General features: G+C 71.8%; 19 protein-coding genes and 2 pseudogenes. 15 read left to right on the forward strand and 6 right to left on the reverse strand.

The features are described 5' to 3' along the window. Positions 1 to 156 precede the first annotated feature (156 nt). The 8 genes from AC0665_RS00400 (at position 157) to AC0665_RS00435 (ending at position 5,843) form a co-directional block, all read left to right on the forward strand. The gene (locus AC0665_RS00400) at positions 157 to 819 is read left to right on the forward strand and encodes a UbiX family flavin prenyltransferase (protein ID WP_478704157.1); all 663 of its coding nucleotides are present in this window, start codon (positions 157 to 159) and stop codon (positions 817 to 819) included. Between the two features lie 56 nt (positions 820 to 875). Beyond that, positions 876 to 1,331, forward strand: a complete 456-nt coding sequence (locus AC0665_RS00405; protein ID WP_031141000.1) for an Lrp/AsnC family transcriptional regulator — start codon at positions 876 to 878, stop codon at positions 1,329 to 1,331. Between the two features lie 37 nt (positions 1,332 to 1,368). Beyond that, a complete protein-coding gene (gene mqnE / locus AC0665_RS00410; RefSeq protein WP_468635279.1) occupies positions 1,369 to 2,532 on the forward strand; it encodes an aminofutalosine synthase MqnE in 1,164 nt (387 codons plus the stop codon). A 93-nt stretch (positions 2,533 to 2,625) separates the two neighbouring features. After that, positions 2,626 to 3,276: a UdgX family uracil-DNA binding protein gene (locus AC0665_RS00415; RefSeq protein WP_478507522.1), complete on the forward strand. Its 651-nt coding sequence runs from the start codon at positions 2,626 to 2,628 to the stop codon at positions 3,274 to 3,276. Between the two features lie 16 nt (positions 3,277 to 3,292). Beyond that, a complete protein-coding gene (locus tag AC0665_RS00420) occupies positions 3,293 to 3,817 on the forward strand; it encodes an N-acetyltransferase family protein (RefSeq protein ID WP_478611223.1) in 525 nt (174 codons plus the stop codon). Between the two features lie 91 nt (positions 3,818 to 3,908). Further along, complete coding sequence (locus AC0665_RS00425) at positions 3,909 to 4,208, forward strand: DUF4229 domain-containing protein (protein ID WP_468414735.1); 300 nt, start codon at positions 3,909 to 3,911, stop codon at positions 4,206 to 4,208. Positions 4,209 to 4,350: 142 nt separating this feature from the next. Beyond that, entirely contained in the window at positions 4,351 to 4,452 is a 102-nt protein-coding gene (locus AC0665_RS00430) for a putative leader peptide (RefSeq protein WP_468414736.1), read from the forward strand. A gap of 65 nt (positions 4,453 to 4,517) precedes the next feature. Then, positions 4,518 to 5,843: a dicarboxylate/amino acid:cation symporter gene (locus tag AC0665_RS00435; RefSeq protein WP_468414737.1), complete on the forward strand. Its 1,326-nt coding sequence runs from the start codon at positions 4,518 to 4,520 to the stop codon at positions 5,841 to 5,843. Positions 5,844 to 5,867: 24 nt separating this feature from the next. Here AC0665_RS00435 and AC0665_RS00440 read toward each other — a convergent pair whose 3' ends face one another. Next, positions 5,868 to 6,293, reverse strand: a complete 426-nt coding sequence (locus tag AC0665_RS00440) for a nuclear transport factor 2 family protein (protein WP_468414738.1) — start codon at positions 6,291 to 6,293, stop codon at positions 5,868 to 5,870. A gap of 115 nt (positions 6,294 to 6,408) precedes the next feature. Between AC0665_RS00440 and AC0665_RS00445 the strand changes: the two genes are divergently transcribed. Then, the gene (locus tag AC0665_RS00445) at positions 6,409 to 7,074 is read left to right on the forward strand and encodes a TetR/AcrR family transcriptional regulator (protein ID WP_363120925.1); all 666 of its coding nucleotides are present in this window, start codon (positions 6,409 to 6,411) and stop codon (positions 7,072 to 7,074) included. On the opposite strand, the gene AC0665_RS00450 is transcribed toward AC0665_RS00445, so the two are convergent. Together AC0665_RS00450 and AC0665_RS00455 are read right to left on the reverse strand one after the other, a co-directional pair. After that, positions 7,062 to 7,913 (reverse strand): MaoC/PaaZ C-terminal domain-containing protein, encoded by an 852-nt coding sequence (locus AC0665_RS00450; protein WP_478611219.1) that lies wholly within the window; start codon positions 7,911 to 7,913, stop codon positions 7,062 to 7,064. The genes AC0665_RS00445 and AC0665_RS00450 overlap by 13 nt on opposite strands. Then, positions 7,913 to 9,217, reverse strand: a complete 1,305-nt coding sequence (locus AC0665_RS00455) for a 3-oxoacyl-ACP reductase (RefSeq protein ID WP_478704158.1) — start codon at positions 9,215 to 9,217, stop codon at positions 7,913 to 7,915. Before AC0665_RS00455 ends, AC0665_RS00450 begins: the two co-directional genes overlap by 1 nt. Before the next feature lie 105 nt (positions 9,218 to 9,322). Between AC0665_RS00455 and AC0665_RS00460 the strand changes: the two are divergent. The 4 genes and pseudogenes from AC0665_RS00460 (at position 9,323) to kstD (ending at position 15,875) form a co-directional block, all read left to right on the forward strand. Then, a pseudogene (locus tag AC0665_RS00460) lies at positions 9,323 to 10,605 on the forward strand (acetyl-CoA C-acetyltransferase). Positions 10,606 to 10,851: 246 nt separating this feature from the next. Beyond that, positions 10,852 to 12,771, forward strand: a complete 1,920-nt coding sequence (locus AC0665_RS00465) for an AMP-dependent synthetase/ligase (protein WP_478611210.1) — start codon at positions 10,852 to 10,854, stop codon at positions 12,769 to 12,771. Positions 12,772 to 12,877: 106 nt separating this feature from the next. Beyond that, positions 12,878 to 13,999 carry a sugar ABC transporter substrate-binding protein gene (locus AC0665_RS00470; protein WP_468414743.1) on the forward strand — a complete coding sequence of 374 codons (1,122 nt, stop codon included), beginning with the start codon at positions 12,878 to 12,880 and terminating at the stop codon, positions 13,997 to 13,999. A 94-nt stretch (positions 14,000 to 14,093) separates the two neighbouring features. Further along, positions 14,094 to 15,875 (forward strand): 3-oxosteroid 1-dehydrogenase, encoded by a 1,782-nt coding sequence (kstD, locus tag AC0665_RS00475; RefSeq protein ID WP_478611208.1) that lies wholly within the window; start codon positions 14,094 to 14,096, stop codon positions 15,873 to 15,875. A gap of 81 nt (positions 15,876 to 15,956) precedes the next feature. On the opposite strand, the gene AC0665_RS00480 is transcribed toward kstD, so the two are convergent. The 3 genes from AC0665_RS00480 to AC0665_RS00490 form a co-directional block, all read right to left on the reverse strand. Then, positions 15,957 to 16,604, reverse strand: a complete 648-nt coding sequence (locus tag AC0665_RS00480; RefSeq protein WP_478611205.1) for a class I SAM-dependent methyltransferase — start codon at positions 16,602 to 16,604, stop codon at positions 15,957 to 15,959. 11 nt (positions 16,605 to 16,615) lie between these two features. Continuing rightward, positions 16,616 to 16,861 (reverse strand): hypothetical protein, encoded by a 246-nt coding sequence (locus AC0665_RS00485; RefSeq protein ID WP_478704159.1) that lies wholly within the window; start codon positions 16,859 to 16,861, stop codon positions 16,616 to 16,618. 110 nt (positions 16,862 to 16,971) lie between these two features. Next, positions 16,972 to 17,175, reverse strand: a complete 204-nt coding sequence (locus AC0665_RS00490) for a cold-shock protein (protein WP_004984723.1) — start codon at positions 17,173 to 17,175, stop codon at positions 16,972 to 16,974. A 320-nt stretch (positions 17,176 to 17,495) separates the two neighbouring features. On the opposite strand from AC0665_RS00490, the gene AC0665_RS00495 reads away from it, so the two are divergent. Together AC0665_RS00495 and AC0665_RS00500 are read left to right on the forward strand one after the other, a co-directional pair. Further along, entirely contained in the window at positions 17,496 to 18,344 is an 849-nt protein-coding gene (locus tag AC0665_RS00495; RefSeq protein ID WP_468414746.1) for a menaquinone biosynthetic enzyme MqnA/MqnD family protein, read from the forward strand. Positions 18,345 to 18,436: 92 nt separating this feature from the next. Beyond that, positions 18,437 to 19,361, forward strand: a pseudogene (locus tag AC0665_RS00500) (serine/threonine-protein kinase); the annotation flags it as partial. Positions 19,362 to 19,505: the final 144 nt, after the last annotated feature.

Raw genomic sequence — 19,505 nt, forward strand, 5'->3', positions numbered from 1 at the left:
GCGCGGTCGCCCCTGGACCACCCGGCTCCGGCATCCGACACGGCGACCCCCAGTGCTCGCTCGTCCCCTCACGGCAACGGCCCGTACCCCTGGGCCGGTTCCCACCCTGTGACGCCGGATAGGCTCGGTGTTGTGAACCCAGTCAAGCCAGGCGAGATGCCGCGTACGCCTTGGATCGTAGGGGTGTCCGGGGCCTCCGGCACCCCGTATGCCGCTGCCGTGCTGCGTGCCCTCCTCACCGCCGGCGAGAGCGTCGACCTCGTGGTGTCCCGGGCGTCCCGGCTCACCCTCCTGGACGAGACCGGGATCGCCTTCCGGGACGCTCACTGGCAGGACGACCTGCGGGAATGGCTGTCCCGGGGTGCCGACGGCAAGCCGCACGCCTTCTCCGTCGACCTCGGCGCCGTACGGCACTGGAGCGCCGGGGACCTGGCCGCCGGGCCCTCCTCGGGGTCGTACCCCACCAAGGGCATGCTGATCGTGCCCGCGTCGACGGCGAGCGTGGCGGGGGTCGCGCTCGGGCTGTCGAAGGACCTGTTGCAGCGGGCGGCGAGCGTGACCCTCAAAGAGGGACGCAAGCTGATCGTGGCCGTACGCGAGACCCCGCTGAGCGGCCAGACGCTGCGGCATCTGGTCACCCTGGACGACGCGGGCGCGACGGTCCTGCCCGCCTCACCCGCCTTCTACGCGGGCGCGACACACATCCAGGACCTGGTGGACTTCGTCGCCGGACGCGTACTCGACGCGGCGGGCGTGCCGCACGGGCTCTACCGCCGTTGGCAAGGTGAGCTCGGCGGCGGCGCGCACCGCGACGGCTGAGCAGCACCCCAACCTCATCCGACCACAGACAACTTCAGCGGAAGGCTTCGATCGCAATGGACGCGGTGGACAGGCAGCTCATCCAGGCCCTGAGGGAGAACGGCCGGGCCTCCTACGCGGAGCTGGGACGCCTCGTCGGACTGTCGGGACCCAGCGTCACCGACCGGATCAACCGGCTGGAGGCGGCCGGGGTCATCACCGGCTACCGGGCCACCGTCGACGCCGCCTCGCTCGGCCTCGGCGTCACCGCCCTCATCGGCATCTCGCTCTCCGACGCCACCGACCACGAGGACGTGGCGCAGCGCCTCAAGGACCTCTCGGAGATCGAGGACTGCTGGTTCATCGCGGGTGAGGACTCGTACATGCTCAAGGTGCGGGCGGCCGACGTGGACGGCCTGGAGAAGATGATCAGGCGGCTCAGCGGCATCGAGGGCGTCTCCCGGACGCGGACCACGATCGTGCTCTCCACGAAGTGGGAGAACCGGGTCGGGGAACTGCCCGAAGAGGAGTAGTCGTACGGTGGGGACGTCGTCGGAGAAAGGTGTGGGCATGGATCTCGGGCTCAAGCGCGAGCTGGAGGAGAAGGTCAGGGCGGGTGTCCGTCTGAGCCGTGAGGACGGCATCGCGCTGTACGAGTCGGACGACCTGGCCTGGCTCGGCGGCCTGGCGCACGAGGTGCGCACCCGCAAGAACGGCGACGTCGTGCACTTCAACGTCAACCGGCACCTCAACATGACCAACGTGTGCACGGCCTCCTGCGCGTACTGCTCCTTCCAGCGCAAGCCGGGGGAGAAGGACGCGTACACGATGCGCATCGAGGAGGCCGTCAAGCTCGCCAAGGCGATGGAGGGCGAGAACCTCACCGAGCTGCACATCGTCAACGGGCTGCACCCGAACCTGCCGTGGCGGTACTACCCGCGCTCGCTGCGGGAGCTGAAGGCCGCCCTGCCGAACGTGTCGCTGAAGGCCTTCACGGCCACGGAGATCCACCACTTCGAGACCATCTCGGGGATGAGCGCGTCGGAGATCCTCGACGAGCTGATCGACGCCGGTCTGGAGTCGCTGACCGGCGGTGGCGCCGAGATCTTCGACTGGGAGGTCCGGCAGCACATCGTGGACCACCGCACCCACTGGGAGGACTGGTCCCGCATCCACCGGCTCGCGCACGAGAAGGGTCTGAAGACCCCGTGCACGATGCTGTACGGGCACATCGAGGAGCCCCGGCACCGGGTGGACCACGTGCTGCGGCTGCGCGAGCTCCAGGACGAGACCGGCGGCTTCCAGGTCTTCATCCCGCTGCGGTACCAGCACGACTTCGTCGACATGCGGGACGGCAAGGTGCGCAACCGCCTTCAGGCGCGGACGCAGATGGCGACGGGGGCGGAGGCGCTGAAGACCTTCGCCGTGTCGCGACTGCTGTTCGACAACGTGCCGCACGTGAAGGTGTTCTGGGTCATGCACGGGGTGCAGACGGCGCAGCTCGCGCTTCAGCACGGTGCGGACGACATGGACGGGTCGGTCGTCGAGTACAAGATCACGCACGACGCGGACAACTACGGGACGCCGAACAAGCTGACGCGTGAGGATCTGCTCGATCTGATCCGGGACGCCGGGTTCCGGCCGGTGGAGCGGAACACTCGGTACGAGATCATTCGGGAGTATGAGGGGCCCGACCCCTTGCTTCGCGAGGCGCCGCAGCCCATGCGGGTGTGATGGCGGGTGCGGGTGCGTGGGGGCTGGTCGCGCCCCGCGGCGGAGCCGCATGTCGGCAGAGTCCCGCGCCCCTGACGGGGGTACCCGGAGGGCATGGTCAGGACCGAGGCGCCTGAGGACGCCTACACCGCCGAACCCTTCCTTCCCGGTCGCGGCGGCCTTGTCGCCCTGCGGCGGGCCGCCGCCGACTGTCGGGGTTGTCCCCTGCACCGGGACGCCACTCAGACGGTTTTCGGGGACGGGAGCAAGGACGCCCGGGTCATGCTCGTGGGGGAGCAGCCCGGGGACCAGGAGGACCGGCAGGGGAAGCCGTTCGTCGGGCCGGCCGGGCAGCTGCTGGACCGGGCCCTGGCGGAAGCCGGCATCGATCCGTCCGAGGCCTACGTCACCAACGCCGTGAAGCACTTCAAGTTCACGCAGGCCGAGCCGCGCAAGCGGCGGATCCACAAGGCGCCGACCCTGCGGGAGACGGCCGCGTGCGGGCCCTGGCTCGCCGCGGAGCTCGCGGTCGTGGAGCCGGAGCTGATCGTCGTCCTCGGAGCCACCGCCGGAAAGGCGCTGCTCGGGTCCTCCTTCCGGGTCACGCAGGTGCGCGGCACGGTGCTGGAGGAGGAGATCCACGGGCGGCCGGAGCGGCTGGTGCCGACCGTGCATCCCTCGTCGGTGCTGCGCTCCGACGACCGGGAGGCGGCCTACCGGGGGCTGGTGTCGGACCTGAAGGTTGCGGCGGACGCCTTGGCGTAATAGCTACAATCGCGACATGCCCCTTACCTTCACGCTGGAGCCCGCCGTCACCCCCGCGCTGCGTGACGGCCTGCTCGATCTGTGGACCGATGTCTCCAACGCCGGGGGCGCCGTCGGATACGTGCCACCGGTGACCCGGGAGGAGATCCGCCCCGCGCTGGTGCAGCACTTCGCGGCGATGGCGGAGGGGCGCGTGAAACTCCTCGCCGGGCACGACGAGGAGGGGCGGGTCGCGGCGACCGCGTTCCTGACCTTCAACACGCACCACCTGATGACCCACTGGCTGTGGCTGTACACGGTGATGATGCATCCGCGTCACCAGGGCAAGGGCTACGGTCGCGAGCTGCTGGCCACCGCCGCCGACGCGGCCCGCCGCATGGACGGGATCGAGGCGATCCGGCTGACCTGCCGGGGCGGTCTCGGTCTCGAGCGCTTCTACGCGTCCTGCGGCTACAAGGAGGTCGGGCGGGTCCCCGGCGCCATCCGGGTGGCACCCGGGGAGGACCGGGACGACGTCATCATGCTGCTGCCCCTGGCCTGACCCCCGTGCGGGACCGGCCGCCCGGCGTGCTTCACTGGACGGTGCCCCTTTGGGTGCGTTCTGGCCGTTCGAACCGGAAGAGTGGATTGAGATGCTCCGCTACACGCTGATGCGCCTCGGGATCTTCGTGGCATGCCTCGTGGTCGTCTGGGGCGCGGTCTACTCCGGCATCGCCCCGCGCGGGCTGGGCAACAGCAACGGCCTGTGGGTCGTGCTGCTCGCTCTGCTGATCTCCGCGCCCATCAGCTTCGTCGCGCTGCGCGGGGAGCGGGACCGGGCGTCCATTCAGGTCGCGCAGCGGGTCGACCGGATGAAGGCCAACCTGGACGCCAACCGCAGCCAGGAAGACGTGGCCGACGACACCGCCCGGACCCAGGGGCAGGCCTCGTAAGGTCCCTCACACGCCCTTCCGGCGCCCCGTTTCCGTACATGCTCGGAAACGGGGCGCTTTGCGTTGTAAGGGTGTGTGTGCGTAGTCACCTATCAAAGCCAGGCTTTGAGGTACTCAAAGTTCAGGTGTTAAGGTCGTTGTCATGAAGTCAGCAGTCGCGCCCCCTGCGCCCCTGAGCGTTGTGCTCGTGGCGCGGCTGCACGTGGATCTCTGCCGGTGCGCGTCCGCTTTCTGTCGTCCCTGACGTCACGCAACCCCCGTCGTCTCCCACGTCAGTCCCCCACGCGTCCCCCCAACCGGAGTCAGCCCGTGTCCTCACACACGAAGTCCTTCAAGGTGCCCTTCTGGGCTCAGATACTCGCCGGCCTCCTCCTGGGTGTGTTCCTCGGCTGGATCGCCCGCGACCAGGACCTGTCCTGGCTGACCACGACCCTGGAGAAGGTCGGCGACACCTTCATCGGCCTGCTGAAGCTGGCCGTGGCCCCGCTCGTCTTCTTCGCGATCCTGGTGTCGATCACCAACCTGCGGAAGGTCAACAACGCGGCCCGCCTGGCCTCGCGCACCCTCCTCTGGTTCATGATCACCTCGCTGATCGCGGTCAGCATCGGCCTGGTCATCGGCCTGCTGACCAACCCCGGCGCCGGAACCGGCCTCACGCCCAAGGACGGCGCGAAGCCCGAGCACACCGGCTCCTGGATCGACTTCCTGACCGGCATCATCCCGACCGACGTCATCACGCCGTTCACTCAGCTGAACGTGCTCCAGATCGTCTTCATGGCCGCCGTCGCCGGCATCGCCGCCCTCCAGCTCGGCGAGAAGGCCCAGCCGATCCTCACCCTGAGCGAGTCGGTCCTCAGCCTGCTCCAGAAGGCGCTGTGGTGGGTCATCCGCCTCGCCCCGATCGGCACGATCGGCCTCATCGGCCATGCCATCGCCACCTACGGCTGGGACCTGATCGGCAAGTACGCGACGTTCACCGCCGACATCTACATCGGCTGCCTCATCGTGCTGTTCGGCGTCTACCCCGCGCTGCTCGCGACCGTCGCCAAGGCCAACCCGATCCAGTTCTTCAAGGGCGCCTGGCCCGCGATCCAGCTGGCCTTCGTCTCCCGCTCCTCCGTGGGCACCATGCCGCTGACGCAGAAGGTCACCGAGCGGCTCGGCGTGCCGAAGGAGTACGCCTCCTTCGCCGTGCCGTTCGGCGCGACGACCAAGATGGACGGCTGCGCCGCGATCTACCCGGCCATCGCCGCGATCTTCGTCGCCCAGATCTTCGACATCCAGCTGGGCATCGGCGACTACCTGCTCATCGCGTTCGTCTCGGTGGTCGGCTCCGCCGCCACGGCCGGTCTCACCGGCGCGACGGTCATGCTGACCCTCACCCTGTCCACCCTCGGCCTGCCGATGGAGGGCGTGGGCCTGCTCCTCGCGATCGACCCGATCCTCGACATGATGCGCACCGCGACCAACGTGGCTGGGCAGGCGCTGATCCCGGTCCTGGTCTCGGCCCGCGAGAATCTGCTCGACCGTGACGCCTACGCCACGGCCGACGGCTCCTCCCTGGACGAGCCGCTCGACGAGCCGGCCGACGAGGAGCCGCGCGACAGGACCGGAGCGGTCCACGCGACCGCCTGACGGACCGCCCGGGGGCATCGCCTGCTACCGCGGCAACTCGCCGAAGAGCAAGCGATGCCCCCTTGCCGTGTCCATGTACTCGCGCACCCGGTGGATCAGCCCGTGCCGGAGCTCGAAGACGAAGCAGTAGTCGTTGGCGTACGGCCTGCCGTCGGCCAGCGTCGCCGTCATGGTCTCCTCGACGACCACCCTCTCGCCGTCCACGTGGAACCCGTGGAAGGTGACGGTGACGTCCCGGGTGAACAGGCGGGGGAAATCCTCGGTGAGGAACCGCACGATCGCCTCTCGGCCGACCATGTGGCTGGGGGCCTCCAGCGCGAGGGCCGTGGCGTTGCCCGCCGGCGCGAGCCATTCCGCGTCCTCCGTGAGGACCGCGGAGATCCGGTCGGCGTCGTGGCTGGCGAACGCCCTCCAGGCGTTCTGGACGGCGAGACGGCTCTGCTGTGACATGCTCGCGACCCTAGGTCGCGGCAGGCGTGCGCGCTGGCGAGATTCCGGCAGCACCACCTGGTCGCCTCTCCGGCCACAGCGGGCGATGGTCCGCTCGGCCCGTACGCTAAGCGGTATGGGTGCCGTGAAGACCAAGCGGATGCCGCGCGCGGTCCGTGAACAGCAGATGCTGGACGCCGCCGTGCGCATCTTCGGCCAACGGGGCTACATGGCCGCGTCGATGGACGAGATCGCCGAACTCGCCGGTGTGTCCAAGCCGTTGGTCTACCTGTACCTCAACTCGAAGGAAGACCTCTTCACCGCCTGCATCCGCCGGGAGGCGCGGGCGCTCGTGCAGGCGGTACGCGCAGGGGTCCGCCGCGACCTGCCCGCCGACCGGCAACTGTGGGAGGGCCTCGGCGCCTTCTTCACGCACACCGGTGAGAACCCCGACGCGTGGTCCGTCCTGCACCTCCAGGCGCGTACGCACGGTGAGCCGTTCGCCGCCGAGGTCACCGCGATGCGCGAGGAGATCGTCGCGTTCGTGACGCAACTGATCCTCGCCGCCGCCCGGGAGGCCCACCGCGACCCCGACCTGCCCGAGGGCGAGGTCGCCGGGCTCGCCGAGGCCCTGGTCGGCGCCGCCGAGTCGCTCGCCGCCTGGGCCAACGCCACCCCGGGCGTCACGGCCCGCCAGGCCGCGGCCACACTGATGAACTTCGCCTGGGCGGGCCTCGGCGAGCTCATGGCGGGGCGGCCCTGGGCACCTCCGGAGGACCAGGAGGGCCCTCAGGCCGGGTAGACGTCCCCCGTCACATGGATCCGGCCGGCCCCGCCGCGCAGCTCGAACCGGCCGTCCCGCGCCGCGTACGTCACCGTCCCGGGCAGCAGGACCGGCGCCCGGAACTCGGCGCGCAGATGGCAGCGTTCCGTGACGCCGTGCGCGGCCAGGCAGCGGGCCACGGTCCACATGCCGTGGGCGATGGCCCGCGGGAAGCCGAACAGCCGGGCCGTGAGCGGGGACAGGTGGATGGGGTTGCGGTCCCCGGAGGCGGCCCCGTAACGGCGCCCGACATCCCCGCCGAGCCGCCACTCGGCGACCTCGGGCAGCGGCTCGCGCACCCGCGTCCCGTGCGGGGCCGCGGCCGGCCCGTGGGTGCGGTGCCGGGCCAGGTACGTGCTCCGCGACTCCCACACGAGGTCCCCGCGGCTCCGCACCTCGGTGACGACCGTGGCCTCGGTGCCGCGCCGGTGGGGGGCCAACCCCTCGACGTGCACGGCGAGTTCGTAGGAGTCACCGGCCGGCATCCGGGCGTACCGGGTGACGGTGATCGACGTGTGGACGAGACCGAGCAGCGGCAGCGGGAAGTCCCGGCCGCTCATCAGCCGCATGGCCAGCGGGAACCCCAGCACGTGCGGATAGGTCACCGGCAGCGCGTCCTCCCCGGTCGGGAACCCGCAGACCCGCTCGTACGCCGCGAGCCGCGCGAGGTCGGCCCGCGCGCCGGGCAGGACGAGCCGCGTGCGGGGGAACCGCGCCCCGGGGCCCGGGCGTTTGAAGGGGGACAGCAGGGCGCCGCGGGCGAGGAGCGGGGCGAGGGAGGGGGACTCCCCGAGCACGAGGGCGGTGGCGCCGTCCATCACGCCCCCAGCAGGCTCTGGCCGCAGACGCGGACGACCTGGCCGTTGACCGCGCCCGAGGCCGGGTGGGCCAGCCAGGCGGTGGTCTCGGCGACATCGGCCGGAAGTCCGCCCTGGGCCAGGGAGTTCATCCGGCGGCCCGCCTCGCGGATGAACAGTGGGACGGCGGCCGTCATCTTCGTCTCGATGAAGCCGGGCGCGACCGCGTTGACCGTCACGCCGTGCTCCTCGAGCGCGCGCGGGGCGAGGGAGCGGACCATGCCGACGACGCCCGCCTTGCTCGCGCCGTAGTTGGTCTGCCCGGCGTTGCCGGCGATCCCCGCGATCGAGGCGGTGGCGACGATCCGGCCGCCGCGCTTCAGCGTGCCGTCCTTCAGCAGGGCGTCGGTGGTGCGCAGCACGCTCGCCAGGTTCACCTCGAGGACGGAGATCCAGCGCTCGGCCGGCATGTTCACCAGCCGCCGGTCACGGGTGATGCCCGCGTTGTGGATCAGCAGGTTTAGGCCGTCGGGCAGGGCCCCGGCGATGCGCGCGCCCGCGTCGGCGGCCGTGATGTCGAGCGCCAGCGCGGTGCCGCCGAGCCGCTCGGCGACCCGCCGGGCGTCCTGCTCGGCCTGCGGCACGTCGAGGACGACGACCCGGGCCCCGTCGCGGGCGAGGGTCTCGGCGACCGCCTCGCCGATGCCCCGGGCGGCGCCGGTGACCAGGGCGGTGCGCCCGGCCAGGGGCCGGTCCCCGTCCGGGGCGGTGGTCTCCCCGGGCGCTCCTACCTCGATCACCTGTCCGCTCACGTACGCCGACCTCGGCGACAGCAGGAAGCGCAGCGTGGACTCCGCGGCGGCCGCGTCCGTGAGCCGGACCAGGTTCACCGTCCTGCCCCGGCCGATCTCCTTGCCGAGGGAGCGCGTGAAGCCCTCCAGGGCCTGCTGGGCCGCGGCCTGGTGATGGTCGGCGGGGTCCGGCGGCGCGCCGAGCACGACCACGCGTCCGCTCGTGGCGACGGACCGCAGCACCGGATGCAGGGCGGCGTGCACCTCGGCCAGGCCCTCGACGTCCCGCACCCCGGTCGCGTCCAGGACGACGGCGGCCGTGCGCCCGGAACCGGCCGGGCCGAGTCCGGTACGGGCCAGGACCGGCGCCAGGCCGAGGCCGGACCGGCCGGCGGTCAGGTGCAGCAGGCCACCGTCCAGGGTGGGCCGCTCGGGGGAGAAGCGGGTCAGCGCCGCGGGCTGCGGCAGCCCGAGCCGGCGGGTGAGGAAACGGCCGGGCGCGGTACCGGTGAAGCGCAGATAGCGGTCGGCCATGTCCAACTCCCAGTTCCGAGGAGGGCTCACTGAAGCCCGCAGGTGCTTACTCTGGAGTAAGGTTACCGGAGGTAAGGCTATGTCACAGACGAGGAGCAGGTCGAGATGAGCCCCCAGCAGCTGTCGCCGTCGGTCCGGCGCGTGGCGATCATCGGCGGAGCGCGCATCCCCTTCGCCCGCTCCGACGGCCCCTACGCCACCGCCTCCAACCAGCAGATGCTCACCGCCGCCCTCGACGGCCTCGTCGAGCGGTACGCGCTCCAGGAGCCCGGCGCGGTCGGCGAGTTCGTCGCCGGGGCCGTGCTCAAGCACAGCCGCGACTTCAACCTCGCCCGCGAGACCGTCCTCGGCTCGAAACTCCACCCCCGCACCCCCGCCTACGACATCCAGCAGGCCTGCGGCACCGGCCTCCAGGCCGTCATCGCCGCCGCCAACAAGATCGCCCTCGGGCAGACCGAGTCGGCCGTCGCGGGCGGCGCCGACACGGCCAGCGACGCACCCCTCGGCGTCAACGACTCCCTGCGCCGCATCCTGCTGGAGGTCCGCCGGGCCAAGTCGCCGGGCGCCCGGCTGAAGGCCCTGGCGAAGGTGCGCCCGGGCCACCTCGTCCCCGACATCCCGCGCAACGCCGAGCCGCGCACCGGCCTGTCCATGGGCGAACACGCCGCCGTCACCGCCCGCGCCCGGGGCATCGCCCGCACGGCACAGGACGAACTCGCCGCCACCAGCGGCTGGCGGCGGCGTACGAACGCGGCTTCTTCCAGGACCTGGTCGTCCCCTTCCGCGGCCTGGCCCGGGACCAGAACCTGCGCCCCGGCTCGACGGTGGACAAACTCGCCACCCTCAAGCCGGTGTTCGGCCTCGACCACCCCGACCCGACCATGACGGCCGGGAACTCCACCCCGCTGACCGACGGCGCCGCCACGGTCCTGCTGGCGAGCGAGGAGTGGGCCCGCGAGCGGGGCCTGGAGCCCCTGGCGTACCTCACCGCCTACGAGACGGCGGCCGTCGACTTCGTGGACGGCGATGCGGCCGGCGGCGAGGACGGGCTGCTCATGGCACCCGCCCACGCCGTCCCGCGCATGCTGGAGCGGGCCGGCCTCGGCCTGGACGACTTCGACCTCGTCGAGATCCACGAGGCGTTCGCCTCCCAGGTGCTGGCGACCCTCGCCGCCTGGGAGAAGCGCGGCCTCGGCACGGTGGACCGCGCCCGGCTGAACGTGGCCGGCTCCTCCCTCGCCACCGGCCACCCCTTCGCCGCCACCGGCGCCCGGATCGTGGCCACCCTGGCCAAACTCCTCACCGAACGCGACGCCCCCGCCCGCGGGCTGATCTCCGTCTGCGCGGCGGGCGGCCAGGGCGTGACGGCGATCCTGGAACGGGCCTGAGGGACTTCACCGACACGCGCTGGGGCGCACCGAACCTGAAGAACCCTCACGTAACCCCCGAGCATGCACAGGCCTGGCTCCGGACCATCCCCGAACCCGCACCAACCCGCCACGTGAACACCGTACGATCCCGTTCCTACCGGCAGTAACCCCTTTCGGGGGGTTCGCCGGTTGAGCGCCTCGGCGTGCGAGGCACGTACGTCATGCAGCAAGCAGTTCCCCGCTGCACGCCCCAGGAGCCGCCCCGTGTCCACTGCGCATCCCCCCTTCGCCCACCACGACGCGTACGGCGGGCCGATGCTGGTCGAGCCCGAGGTGCGGCGGCTGGACGGAGCCGTACGGGAGGCCTCCGTACCGCCGCTGGCCCCGCCGTGGACCCACGGATCGCTCGCCGACCTGCCCTTCGACAACGCGAGCGCGAACCCGGCAGCCGTGGCGCTCAGCCGCAAGGACGCCGACGGGCGCTGGAGCGACGTCACGGCGGCGCGCTTCGCCGAGCAGGTGCGCGCCGTGGCGAAGGGGCTGATCGCCGAGGGCCTCATGCCGGGCGACCGGGTCGCCGTGATGGCCCGCACCGTCTACGAGTGGACGATCCTGGACTTCGCCGCCTGGGCGGCCGGACTCGTCACCGTCCCCGTCTACCCCACCTCCTCCGTCTTCCAGGCCCGCTGGATCCTCCAGGACTCCGGCGCGGTCGCCCTGGTCACCGAGACCGCCGCGCAGGCCGCCGCCCTCGGCCCCGAACGGGAACGCCTGCCCGACCTCAAGCACCTATGGGTCATCGAGAAGGGCCACGTGGAGCGGCTCGCGGAAGCCGGGGCCCACCTGCCCGACCAGGAGGTCGAGGTGCGGCGCGGCATGCTCGGCCCCGACACCCTCGCCACCCTCATCTACACCTCCGGCACCACGGGCCGCCCCAAGGGCTGCGCCCTCACCCACGGCAACTTCTTCGCCGAGGTCGACAACGCCATCGAGCTGCTCTACCCCGTCTTCCGGGTGAAGACCAGCGAAGAGGCCTCGGTCCTGCTGTTCCTGCCGATGTCCCACGTCTTCGGACGCATGGTGGCCATCGCCTGCGTCCGGGCCCGCGTACGGCTCGGCCACGCGCCCAGCATCAAGGCCGAGCACCTGCTGCCCGACCTCGCCGGCTTCCGGCCGACCTGTCTGCTGGCCATCCCGTACATGCTGGAGAAGGTCTTCAACTCCGCCCGGGCCAAGGCCGAGGCGGGCGGCCGGGTCGCCTCGTTCGACCGTGCCGTGGCGGTCGCACAGCGCTACGGCGAGGCCCTGGAGGCCCAGCAGACGGGCACCGGCCCCGGCCCCAGCCGCGCCCTCAAGACCGCCCGGGCCTTCTACGACCCGCTGGTCTACCGTCGCATCCGCAACGCCATGGGCGGCCGGGTCCGCTACGCCATCTGCGGCGGCTCCCCGCTCGGCCGCCGCCTGGCCGCGTTCTACGCCGGTGCCGGCATCGAGATCTTCGAGGGCTACGGCCTGACCGAGACCACCGGCGCGGCCACCGTCACCCCGCCCCTGAAACCGCGCCTGGGCACCGTCGGCTGGCCCCTGCCCGGCACCCGTGTCCGCATCGCCGCCGACGGGGAGATCCTCGTCGCCGGCGACCACGTGCTGCGCGGCTACTGGGACCCGCAGGCCGGCGGCGTCGTCCCCGCCGCCCCCGACGGCTGGCTCGCCACCGGCGACATCGGCGAACTCGACGACGAGGGCTATCTGACGATCACCGGCCGCAAGAAGGAACTGCTGATCACCGCGGGCGGCAAGTCCGTCGCCCCGGCCCCGCTGGAGAACTGGCTGCGCGCGCACCCGCTGATCTCCCAGTGCCTCGTCCTCGGCGACGGCCGCCCCTTCGTCACGGCGCTGATCACCCTCGACCCGGCCGGTATCACCCACTGGCGCCGGATGAACGGCAAACACCCAGTGCCGCCCGGACTCCTCGTCGACGACGAGGAACTGCGCGCCGTGCTCCAACGGGCCGTCGACGAGGCCAACAAGATGGTCTCCCGCCCGGAGTCCATCCGCCGCTTCGCCGTCCTCCCCGAGGACTTCACGGAGGAGGCGGGCCTGCTGACGCCGTCGATGAAGCTCCGCCGGGAGGCCGTGCTGCGCGCGTACGCCGCGGAAGTGGAAGGCCTGTACGAGCGGTGACGCACCTTTGCGATCTCTTCACACGTGGTTCTTGACGACGCACGGCGTCTGCCCGTTGGCTTTCGACCACCTCGTCACGATGCTCCCCCCTCGGAAGGCACCAGCAGTGATAGCGCGCAACCCCCGTCAGGCCGCCCTGCGGCGCACCGCCATCGCCCTGACGGTCTCCGTATCGGCCCTGTCCCTCGCCGCGTGCGGCGGCGGCGGGAGTGACGACGCCGCCGCGAAGAAGGGCGACGACATCACGGTGGGCCTCCTGCTGCCCGACCGGGACACGGCACGCTTCGAGAAGTTCGACTACCCGCTGATCAAGCAGGAGGTCGCCTCCCTCACGAACAACCAGGGCACGGTCCGGTACGCCAACGCCGAGGCGAGCACGTCCAGACAGAGCGAGCAGTTCCGCAAGATGATCGCGGACAAGGTCGACGTCATCCTGGTCGACGCGCTGAACTCCAAGACCATCGCCACGGACGTCCAGAAGGCCAAGAACGCGGGCATCCCGGTCATCGCCTACGACCGGCTCGCCGAGGGGCCCATCGACGCGTACGTCTCCCATGACAACGAACTCGTCGGCCAGGTGCAGGGCCGCGCGATCATCGGGGAACTCGGCGACAAGGCCGAGAAGAGCAAGGTCGTCATGATGAACGGCGACCCCGCCGACCCCAACACCGCACGCTTCAAGGACGGCGCGCTCAGCGAACTGCAGGGCCAGGTCGACATCGTCGAGCAGTACGACACCAAGGAGTGGAAGCCCTCGATCGCCAAGGCGAACATGACGAAGGCGATCCGGGAGGTCGGGCTGAACAACATCGCCGCCGTCTACTCGGCCAACGACGGCATGGCGGGCGCCGTCATCGAGGCCCTCAAGGAGGCCGGTGCCACCAAGATGCCCCCGGTCACCGGCCAGGACGCCAACCTCGACGCGGTGCAGCGGGTCGTCTCCGGCGAGCAGTACATGACCGTGTACAAGTCCTTCCTGCTGGAGGCGACCAACGCCGCGAAGATCGCGGTGGCCAAGGTGCAGGGCCGTGCGATCGAGTTCGCCGCGCTGACCCGGGAGACCGTGGACAGCCCGACGCAGAAGAACATCCCGGCGATGCTGGTCCCGGTGGTCGCCCTGACCAAGGACAACATCGAGGACACGGTGATCACGGACGGCGTGTACACCGTGGACGACATCTGCACGCCGAAGTACAAGGCGGACTGCGCGGCGATCGGCCTGAAGTAGCGCGAGCACGGTGGTGCCGCACGGGTCTTGACTTCCTCGGGTGCCCGCGCGACATTCCCCACCCCTTTCGCGTTCTCGTCGGGCTGGAGCGGCCATGACCACACGCACGGATACCACGGGCACTGCCGGCGCCCCCTCCCGGAGACGACTGCTGGCCGGGGCCGCCGGCGCAGGTCTCGCGACCGCCACGGGTCTGCAACAGGGGGCCAGGGCGGCCGGCTTACCCCCGCTCGGCACCTACGACGTCGTCGTCATCGGCTCCGGCGCCGCCGGCATGACCGCCGCGCTGACGGCCGCGCGCCACGGCCTGAGCTGTGTCGTCGTGGAGAAGGCACCGACCTTCGGCGGCTCGGCCGCCCGCTCCGGAGCGGGCATCTGGATCCCGAACAACCCGGTGCTCCTCGCGGCCGGGGTCCCGGACACCCCGGCGAAGGCCGCCGCCTACCTCGCCGCGGTCGTCGGCCCGGACGTCCCCGCCGACCGGCAGCGGGCCTTCCTCACCCACGGTCCGGCGGCGATCTCCCTCGTCATGGCCGACAGCCCGCTCCGCTTCCGCTGGATGGAGGGCTACAGCGACTACTACCCCGAGCTGCCCGGCGGCCTGCCGAACGGCCGTTCCATCGAACCGGACCAGTTCGACGGCAACCTCCTGGGCGCCGACCTGGCGCACCTGAACCCGCCGTACATGGACGTCCCCGCGGGCATGGTCGTCTTCAGCGCCGACTACAAGTGGATCGCCCTCGCCGCGGTGAACGCCCGCGGCGCGGCCGTCGCCGCGCAGTGCCTCGCCCGCGGCGCGAAGGCGGCGACGCTCGGCCAGAAGCCCCTGACGATGGGCCAGGCGCTCGCGGCGGGCCTGCGGGCGGGGCTGCGATCGGCCGGGGTGCCGGTCTGGCTGAACACCCCCCTGACCGACCTGCACGTCGAGAACGGCACGGTGACCGGAGCCGTCGTCACCCGCGACGGCGCTCCCGGCCTGGTCCGCGCCCGCCGGGGCGTGATCGTCGGCTCGGGCGGCTTCGAGCACAACGCCGCCATGCGCGAACGGTTCCAGCGGCAGCCCATCGGCACGGACTGGACCGTCGGGGCGAAGGAGAACACCGGCGACGGCATCCGTGCGGGGGAGCGGCTCGGCGCGGCACTCGACCTGATGGACGACGCCTGGTGGGGCCCGGCCATCCCGGTCCCCGGACGCCCCTACTTCTGCCTCGCCGAGCGCACCCTGCCCGGCGGGCTCCTGGTCAACGGCGCGGGCCGCCGCTTCGTCAACGAGGCCGCGCCCTACAGCGACGTCGTGCACACCATGTACGACGTCCACGACACCGACCCGGCCATCCCCTGCTGGCTGATCGTCGACCAGAACTACCGCAACCGCTACCTCTTCAAGGACGTCCTGCCGACGCTGCCCCTGCCCGACGACTGGTACGACTCCGGCGCGGCGCACAAGGAGTGGACCCTGGACGCCCTGGCGGCCTCGATCGGCGTCCCGGCGGCGGCCCTGCGCGCCGCCGTGAACCGCTTCAACGCCCAGGCGCGGCAGGGCGAGGACCCCGACTTCCATCGCGGCGACAGCGCCTACGACCACTACTACACGGACCCCTCGGTCCTCCCCAACTCCTGCCTCGCCCCCCTCTGGCTGCCCCCGTACTACGCCTTCCGCATCGTCCCCGGCGACCTCGGCACGAAGGGCGGCCTCCGCACGGACGCCCGGGCCCGGGTGCTGCGCGAGGACGGCTCGGCGATCCCGGGCCTGTACGCGGCGGGCAACGCCAGCGCGGCGGTCATGGGCCACAGCTACGCGGGGGCCGGTTCGACGATCGGCCCGGCGATGACGTTCGGGTATGTCGCGGCGCGGGACATCGCGGGGGTGGGGTAGGGGCGGGCTGGGCGTGCCCGGGCGGCCCGCTGCCCCTGGCCCCGTTACCTCTGCTCCCCCTGCTGACCCCCGCTCCCTCTGCTACCCCTGCTTCCGGGCCACGAGGCTCGCCTGCGCGACCGGCTCGCCCTGGGCCTCGTCGGGCTCTCGCACCGTCGTGACCCGGACGGTGAACCCCGCACCGCTCAGCAGCGCCGCGACGCGCTCCGGCCGGCGGCGGCGGAAGGTCAGGCCCACCGAGTGGCCGAAGGCCTCCTCGTAGTGGCGGGGCTCGTCACCGCACTGGAAGCCGAGCAGGAGATGGCCGCCGGGGCGCAGGACGCGGTGGAAACCGGCGAACAGGGCGGGCAGGTGCTCCTCGGGGGTGTGGATGGTCGAGTACCAGGACACGACACCGTCGAGCGAGTCGTCCGGCAGGTCCAGCTCCTGCATCGAGCCCTTCACGAACCGCAGGCCCGGGTTCTCGCGCCGGGCGATCGCGAGCATCGACTCCGACAGGTCCAGCCCGAACACCGACAGCCCCCGCGACGCCAGGAACGCCGTCACGCGCCCGGGCCCGCACCCCAGGTCGGCGACCTCGCCCCCCTCGCCCACCAGCCCGGCGAACCCGTAGAGCACCCCCAGGTCCAGCGGCGTCCCCGCGCCCAGGTCACCGAAGTGGGCGGCGTACTCCTCGGCGACCGTGTCGTAGAACCGGCGGGTCTCGCTCAGGAAGTCGGCAGCTGTCATGGCCGCAGACATTAGCGCGGGTCGTCGTCCCCCTGGCCCGGCCGTGCCGCCCCGATGCCCGACCCCACGCCCGCTCCGATCGCCGTGCCGAAGCCGATGCCCAGGGCCAGCCCCAGGCCGAGATTGTCGAAGACGGTCATGCCGAGCACGAGGCCGAGGGCCGTGCCGACAGCCACACCTGTCGAGAGGCCCATGGCCAGGGCCTTGTCGGCGGGAGAGCCGTCGGCTTCCCCGTTCTTCTCCGGGTCGTTGCGCATCCGCCCATCGTCCCATGGCCGGAATTCGCCGGGAATTCACCGGGCGGCAGAGCCCGGAAAGGGCAGGAGCCCCGTCGCCTGGCGGCGCGGGGCTCCTTGGGTACTACGAATCAGACCGGCGTGACGTTCTCAGCCTGCGGGCCCTTCGGACCCTGCGTGACGTCGAAAGACACCTGCTGGTTCTCCTCGAGCGACCGGAAGCCGGTCGCATTGATCGCGGAGTAGTGGACGAAGACGTCGGGGCCGCCGCCCTCCTGGGCGATGAAACCAAAGCCCTTTTCGGCGTTGAACCACTTAACGGTTCCGGTAGCCATAAGCCCTCCTTGGGCCCAAAAGGGTTGCCCTGCTCCAGAACCAGCAAGTGTGAAGATGAATTCTGCACAACTGCATATGTCTGAGAATGACGAGAGCCCGCGGTCACATGCTCCGCAGGCTCTGTACTGCAAGGGAAACCAAACTGCAACTTGCGACGAGCCTAGCACGCAGACCGGGGAATGCAATAGGGGTCAAGATCACGTCACCCGAATGTTTGAACATCGTCCGGCCGACTGGCGGAGGGGGTGCCCACAACGGCCCACACCCCGACGCCGGGCCCGCGCGCCGGTCCGCGCGCCCCGAGGGCTAGCCTCACGATGTGGACAATCCTCGCACCCGGCCGCGCGTCGGCCACATCCAGTTCCTGAACTGCCTGCCCCTGTACTGGGGGCTCGCGAGAACGGGCACGCTCCTCGACTTCGAGCTCTCCAAGGACACCCCCGAGAAGCTCAGCGAGAAGCTGGTGCAGGGCGAACTCGACATCGGTCCGATCACCCTCGTCGAGTTCCTCAGGCACGCCGACGACCTGGTCGCCTTCCCCGACATCGCCGTCGGCTGCGACGGCCCGGTCATGTCCTGCGTGATCGTCTCGCAGGTCCCCCTGGACCGCCTGGACGGCGCCCGCGTCGCCCTCGGGTCGACCTCCCGCACCTCCGTCCGCCTCGCCCAGCTGCTCCTGGCCGAGCGCTACGGCGTCCAACCGGACTACTACACCTGCCCGCCCGACCTGAGCCTGATGATGCAGGAGGCCGACGCCGCCGTCCTCATCGGTGACGCGGCGCTGCGCGCGAACATGCTCGACGGGCCCCGGTTCGGCCTGGCCGTGCACGACCTGGGCGCGCTGTGGAAGGAGTGGACGGGGCTGCCGTTCGTCTTCGCGGTCTGGGCGGCCCGCCGCGACTACCTGGAGCGCGAGCCGGTCATCACCCGCCGGGTGCACGAGGCCTTCCTCGAATCCCGCAACCTCTCCCTCCAGGAGGTCGGCAAGGTCGCCGAGCAGGCGGCCCGCTGGGAGGCCTTCGACGAGGAGACCCTCGCCCGCTACTTCACGACCCTCGACTTCCGGTTCGGCGGTCCGCAGCTGGCGGCGGTCGCCGAGTTCGCCCGGCGGGTCGGCCCGACGACCGGCTTCCCGGCGGACGTGAAGGTGGACCTGCTTCAGCCCTGAGCCGGGCGGCGCTCCCGCACCACCCTGCTGGGAACGCAGGCGTACCGGGACCGGAGCCGTCCCCGCCTGCCCACGGGGGAGGGGTGACGCCCATGCGACCGCTCGACGCCGACGAACCCACGGCCTTGGGGCCCTGCCGGCTGCTCGGCCGGCTGCTCGGCCGGCTGGGCGCCGGCGGCATGGGCCGGGTCTACCTGGGCCGCAGCGCCGGGGGCCGCACCGTCGCCGTGAAGATCGTGCATCCGCACTTCGCGCTGGACGAGGAGTTCCGGGCCCTCCCCCAAGCTCTCGGCTGCGCTCGAGCAGGGGGGACCCCCATCGGCGCGAGGTCGAGGCCGCGCGCCGGGTGGGCGGCGCCTGGACCGCGCCCGTCCTGGACGCGGACCCGGACGCGCCGGTGCCGTGGGTGGCGACGGCGTACGCCGCCGGACCGTCCCTGTCGGCCGCGGTCGCCGACGGCGGACCCCTGCCGCCCCCGACCGTACGGGCCCTGGGCGCGGGCCTCGCCGAGGCGCTGGCGGCCGTGCACGAGCTGGGTCTGGTGCACCGGGACGTGAAGCCGTCGAACGTCCTGCTGACCCTCGACGGCCCCCTGCTGATCGGCTTCGGGATCGCCCGGGCCACGGACGGCACGGCGTCCCTCACCTCCACCGGCGTGTCCGTCGGCTCGCCCGGCTACATGGCGCCCGAGCAGATCCTCGGCAAGGCCGTCACCGGCGCGGCCGACGTCTTCTCGCTGGGCGCGGTCCTCGCGTACGCGGCGACCGGCGAGCCGCCCTTCCCCGGGGACTCCTCCGCCGCGCTGCTCTACAAGGTCGTCTACGAGAAGCCGGAACTGGGCCTGCTGGACGGTGAGTTGCGCGGCGTCACGGCAGCGCGCCTCACCAAGGACCCCGGCGCGCGGCCCGCCCCCGCGGACGTGGCCCGCCGACTGGCCCCCGAGGGCGCGGCCCGGCTGGTGTCGGGCGGGTGGCTGCCCGGGGCGCTGTGGAGCAGGTGAGCCGCAGCGCGGTGGACCGGGTGTCCCGCGGCCGGCCCGGGCAGGACGAAGCCGGGGAGGACGAAGCCCGGCAGCGCCGTGCAAGCCGAACAACCGGTCTCCGACACGGGTTTCGCCCGGCGGAGGGGCGGTGGACGTCCTGGACTGTGCTCGCACCGCAA

The sequence above is a fragment of the Streptomyces sp. NPDC043685 genome (assembly GCF_056436585.1).

Coding starts and splice junctions, on each gene's coding strand:
- AC0665_RS00485 (WP_478704159.1), bottom strand. CDS start 16,861: ATGCGCAACGACCCGGAGAAGAACGGGGAAGCCGACGGCTCTCCCGCC.
- AC0665_RS00450 (WP_478611219.1), bottom strand. CDS start 7,913: ATGGACGGCGCCACCGCCCTCGTGCTCGGGGAGTCCCCCTCCCTCGCC.
- AC0665_RS00440 (WP_468414738.1), bottom strand. CDS start 6,293: ATGTCACAGCAGAGCCGTCTCGCCGTCCAGAACGCCTGGAGGGCGTTC.
- AC0665_RS00425 (WP_468414735.1), top strand. CDS start 3,909: ATGCTCCGCTACACGCTGATGCGCCTCGGGATCTTCGTGGCATGCCTC.
- AC0665_RS00405 (WP_031141000.1), top strand. CDS start 876: ATGGACGCGGTGGACAGGCAGCTCATCCAGGCCCTGAGGGAGAACGGC.
- kstD (WP_478611208.1), top strand. CDS start 14,094: ATGACCACACGCACGGATACCACGGGCACTGCCGGCGCCCCCTCCCGG.
- mqnE (WP_468635279.1), top strand. CDS start 1,369: ATGGATCTCGGGCTCAAGCGCGAGCTGGAGGAGAAGGTCAGGGCGGGT.
- AC0665_RS00445 (WP_363120925.1), top strand. CDS start 6,409: ATGGGTGCCGTGAAGACCAAGCGGATGCCGCGCGCGGTCCGTGAACAG.
- AC0665_RS00430 (WP_468414736.1), top strand. CDS start 4,351: ATGAAGTCAGCAGTCGCGCCCCCTGCGCCCCTGAGCGTTGTGCTCGTG.
- AC0665_RS00455 (WP_478704158.1), bottom strand. CDS start 9,217: ATGGCCGACCGCTATCTGCGCTTCACCGGTACCGCGCCCGGCCGTTTC.
- AC0665_RS00490 (WP_004984723.1), bottom strand. CDS start 17,175: ATGGCTACCGGAACCGTTAAGTGGTTCAACGCCGAAAAGGGCTTTGGT.
- AC0665_RS00480 (WP_478611205.1), bottom strand. CDS start 16,604: ATGACAGCTGCCGACTTCCTGAGCGAGACCCGCCGGTTCTACGACACG.
- AC0665_RS00420 (WP_478611223.1), top strand. CDS start 3,293: ATGCCCCTTACCTTCACGCTGGAGCCCGCCGTCACCCCCGCGCTGCGT.
- AC0665_RS00400 (WP_478704157.1), top strand. CDS start 157: ATGCCGCGTACGCCTTGGATCGTAGGGGTGTCCGGGGCCTCCGGCACC.
- AC0665_RS00415 (WP_478507522.1), top strand. CDS start 2,626: ATGGTCAGGACCGAGGCGCCTGAGGACGCCTACACCGCCGAACCCTTC.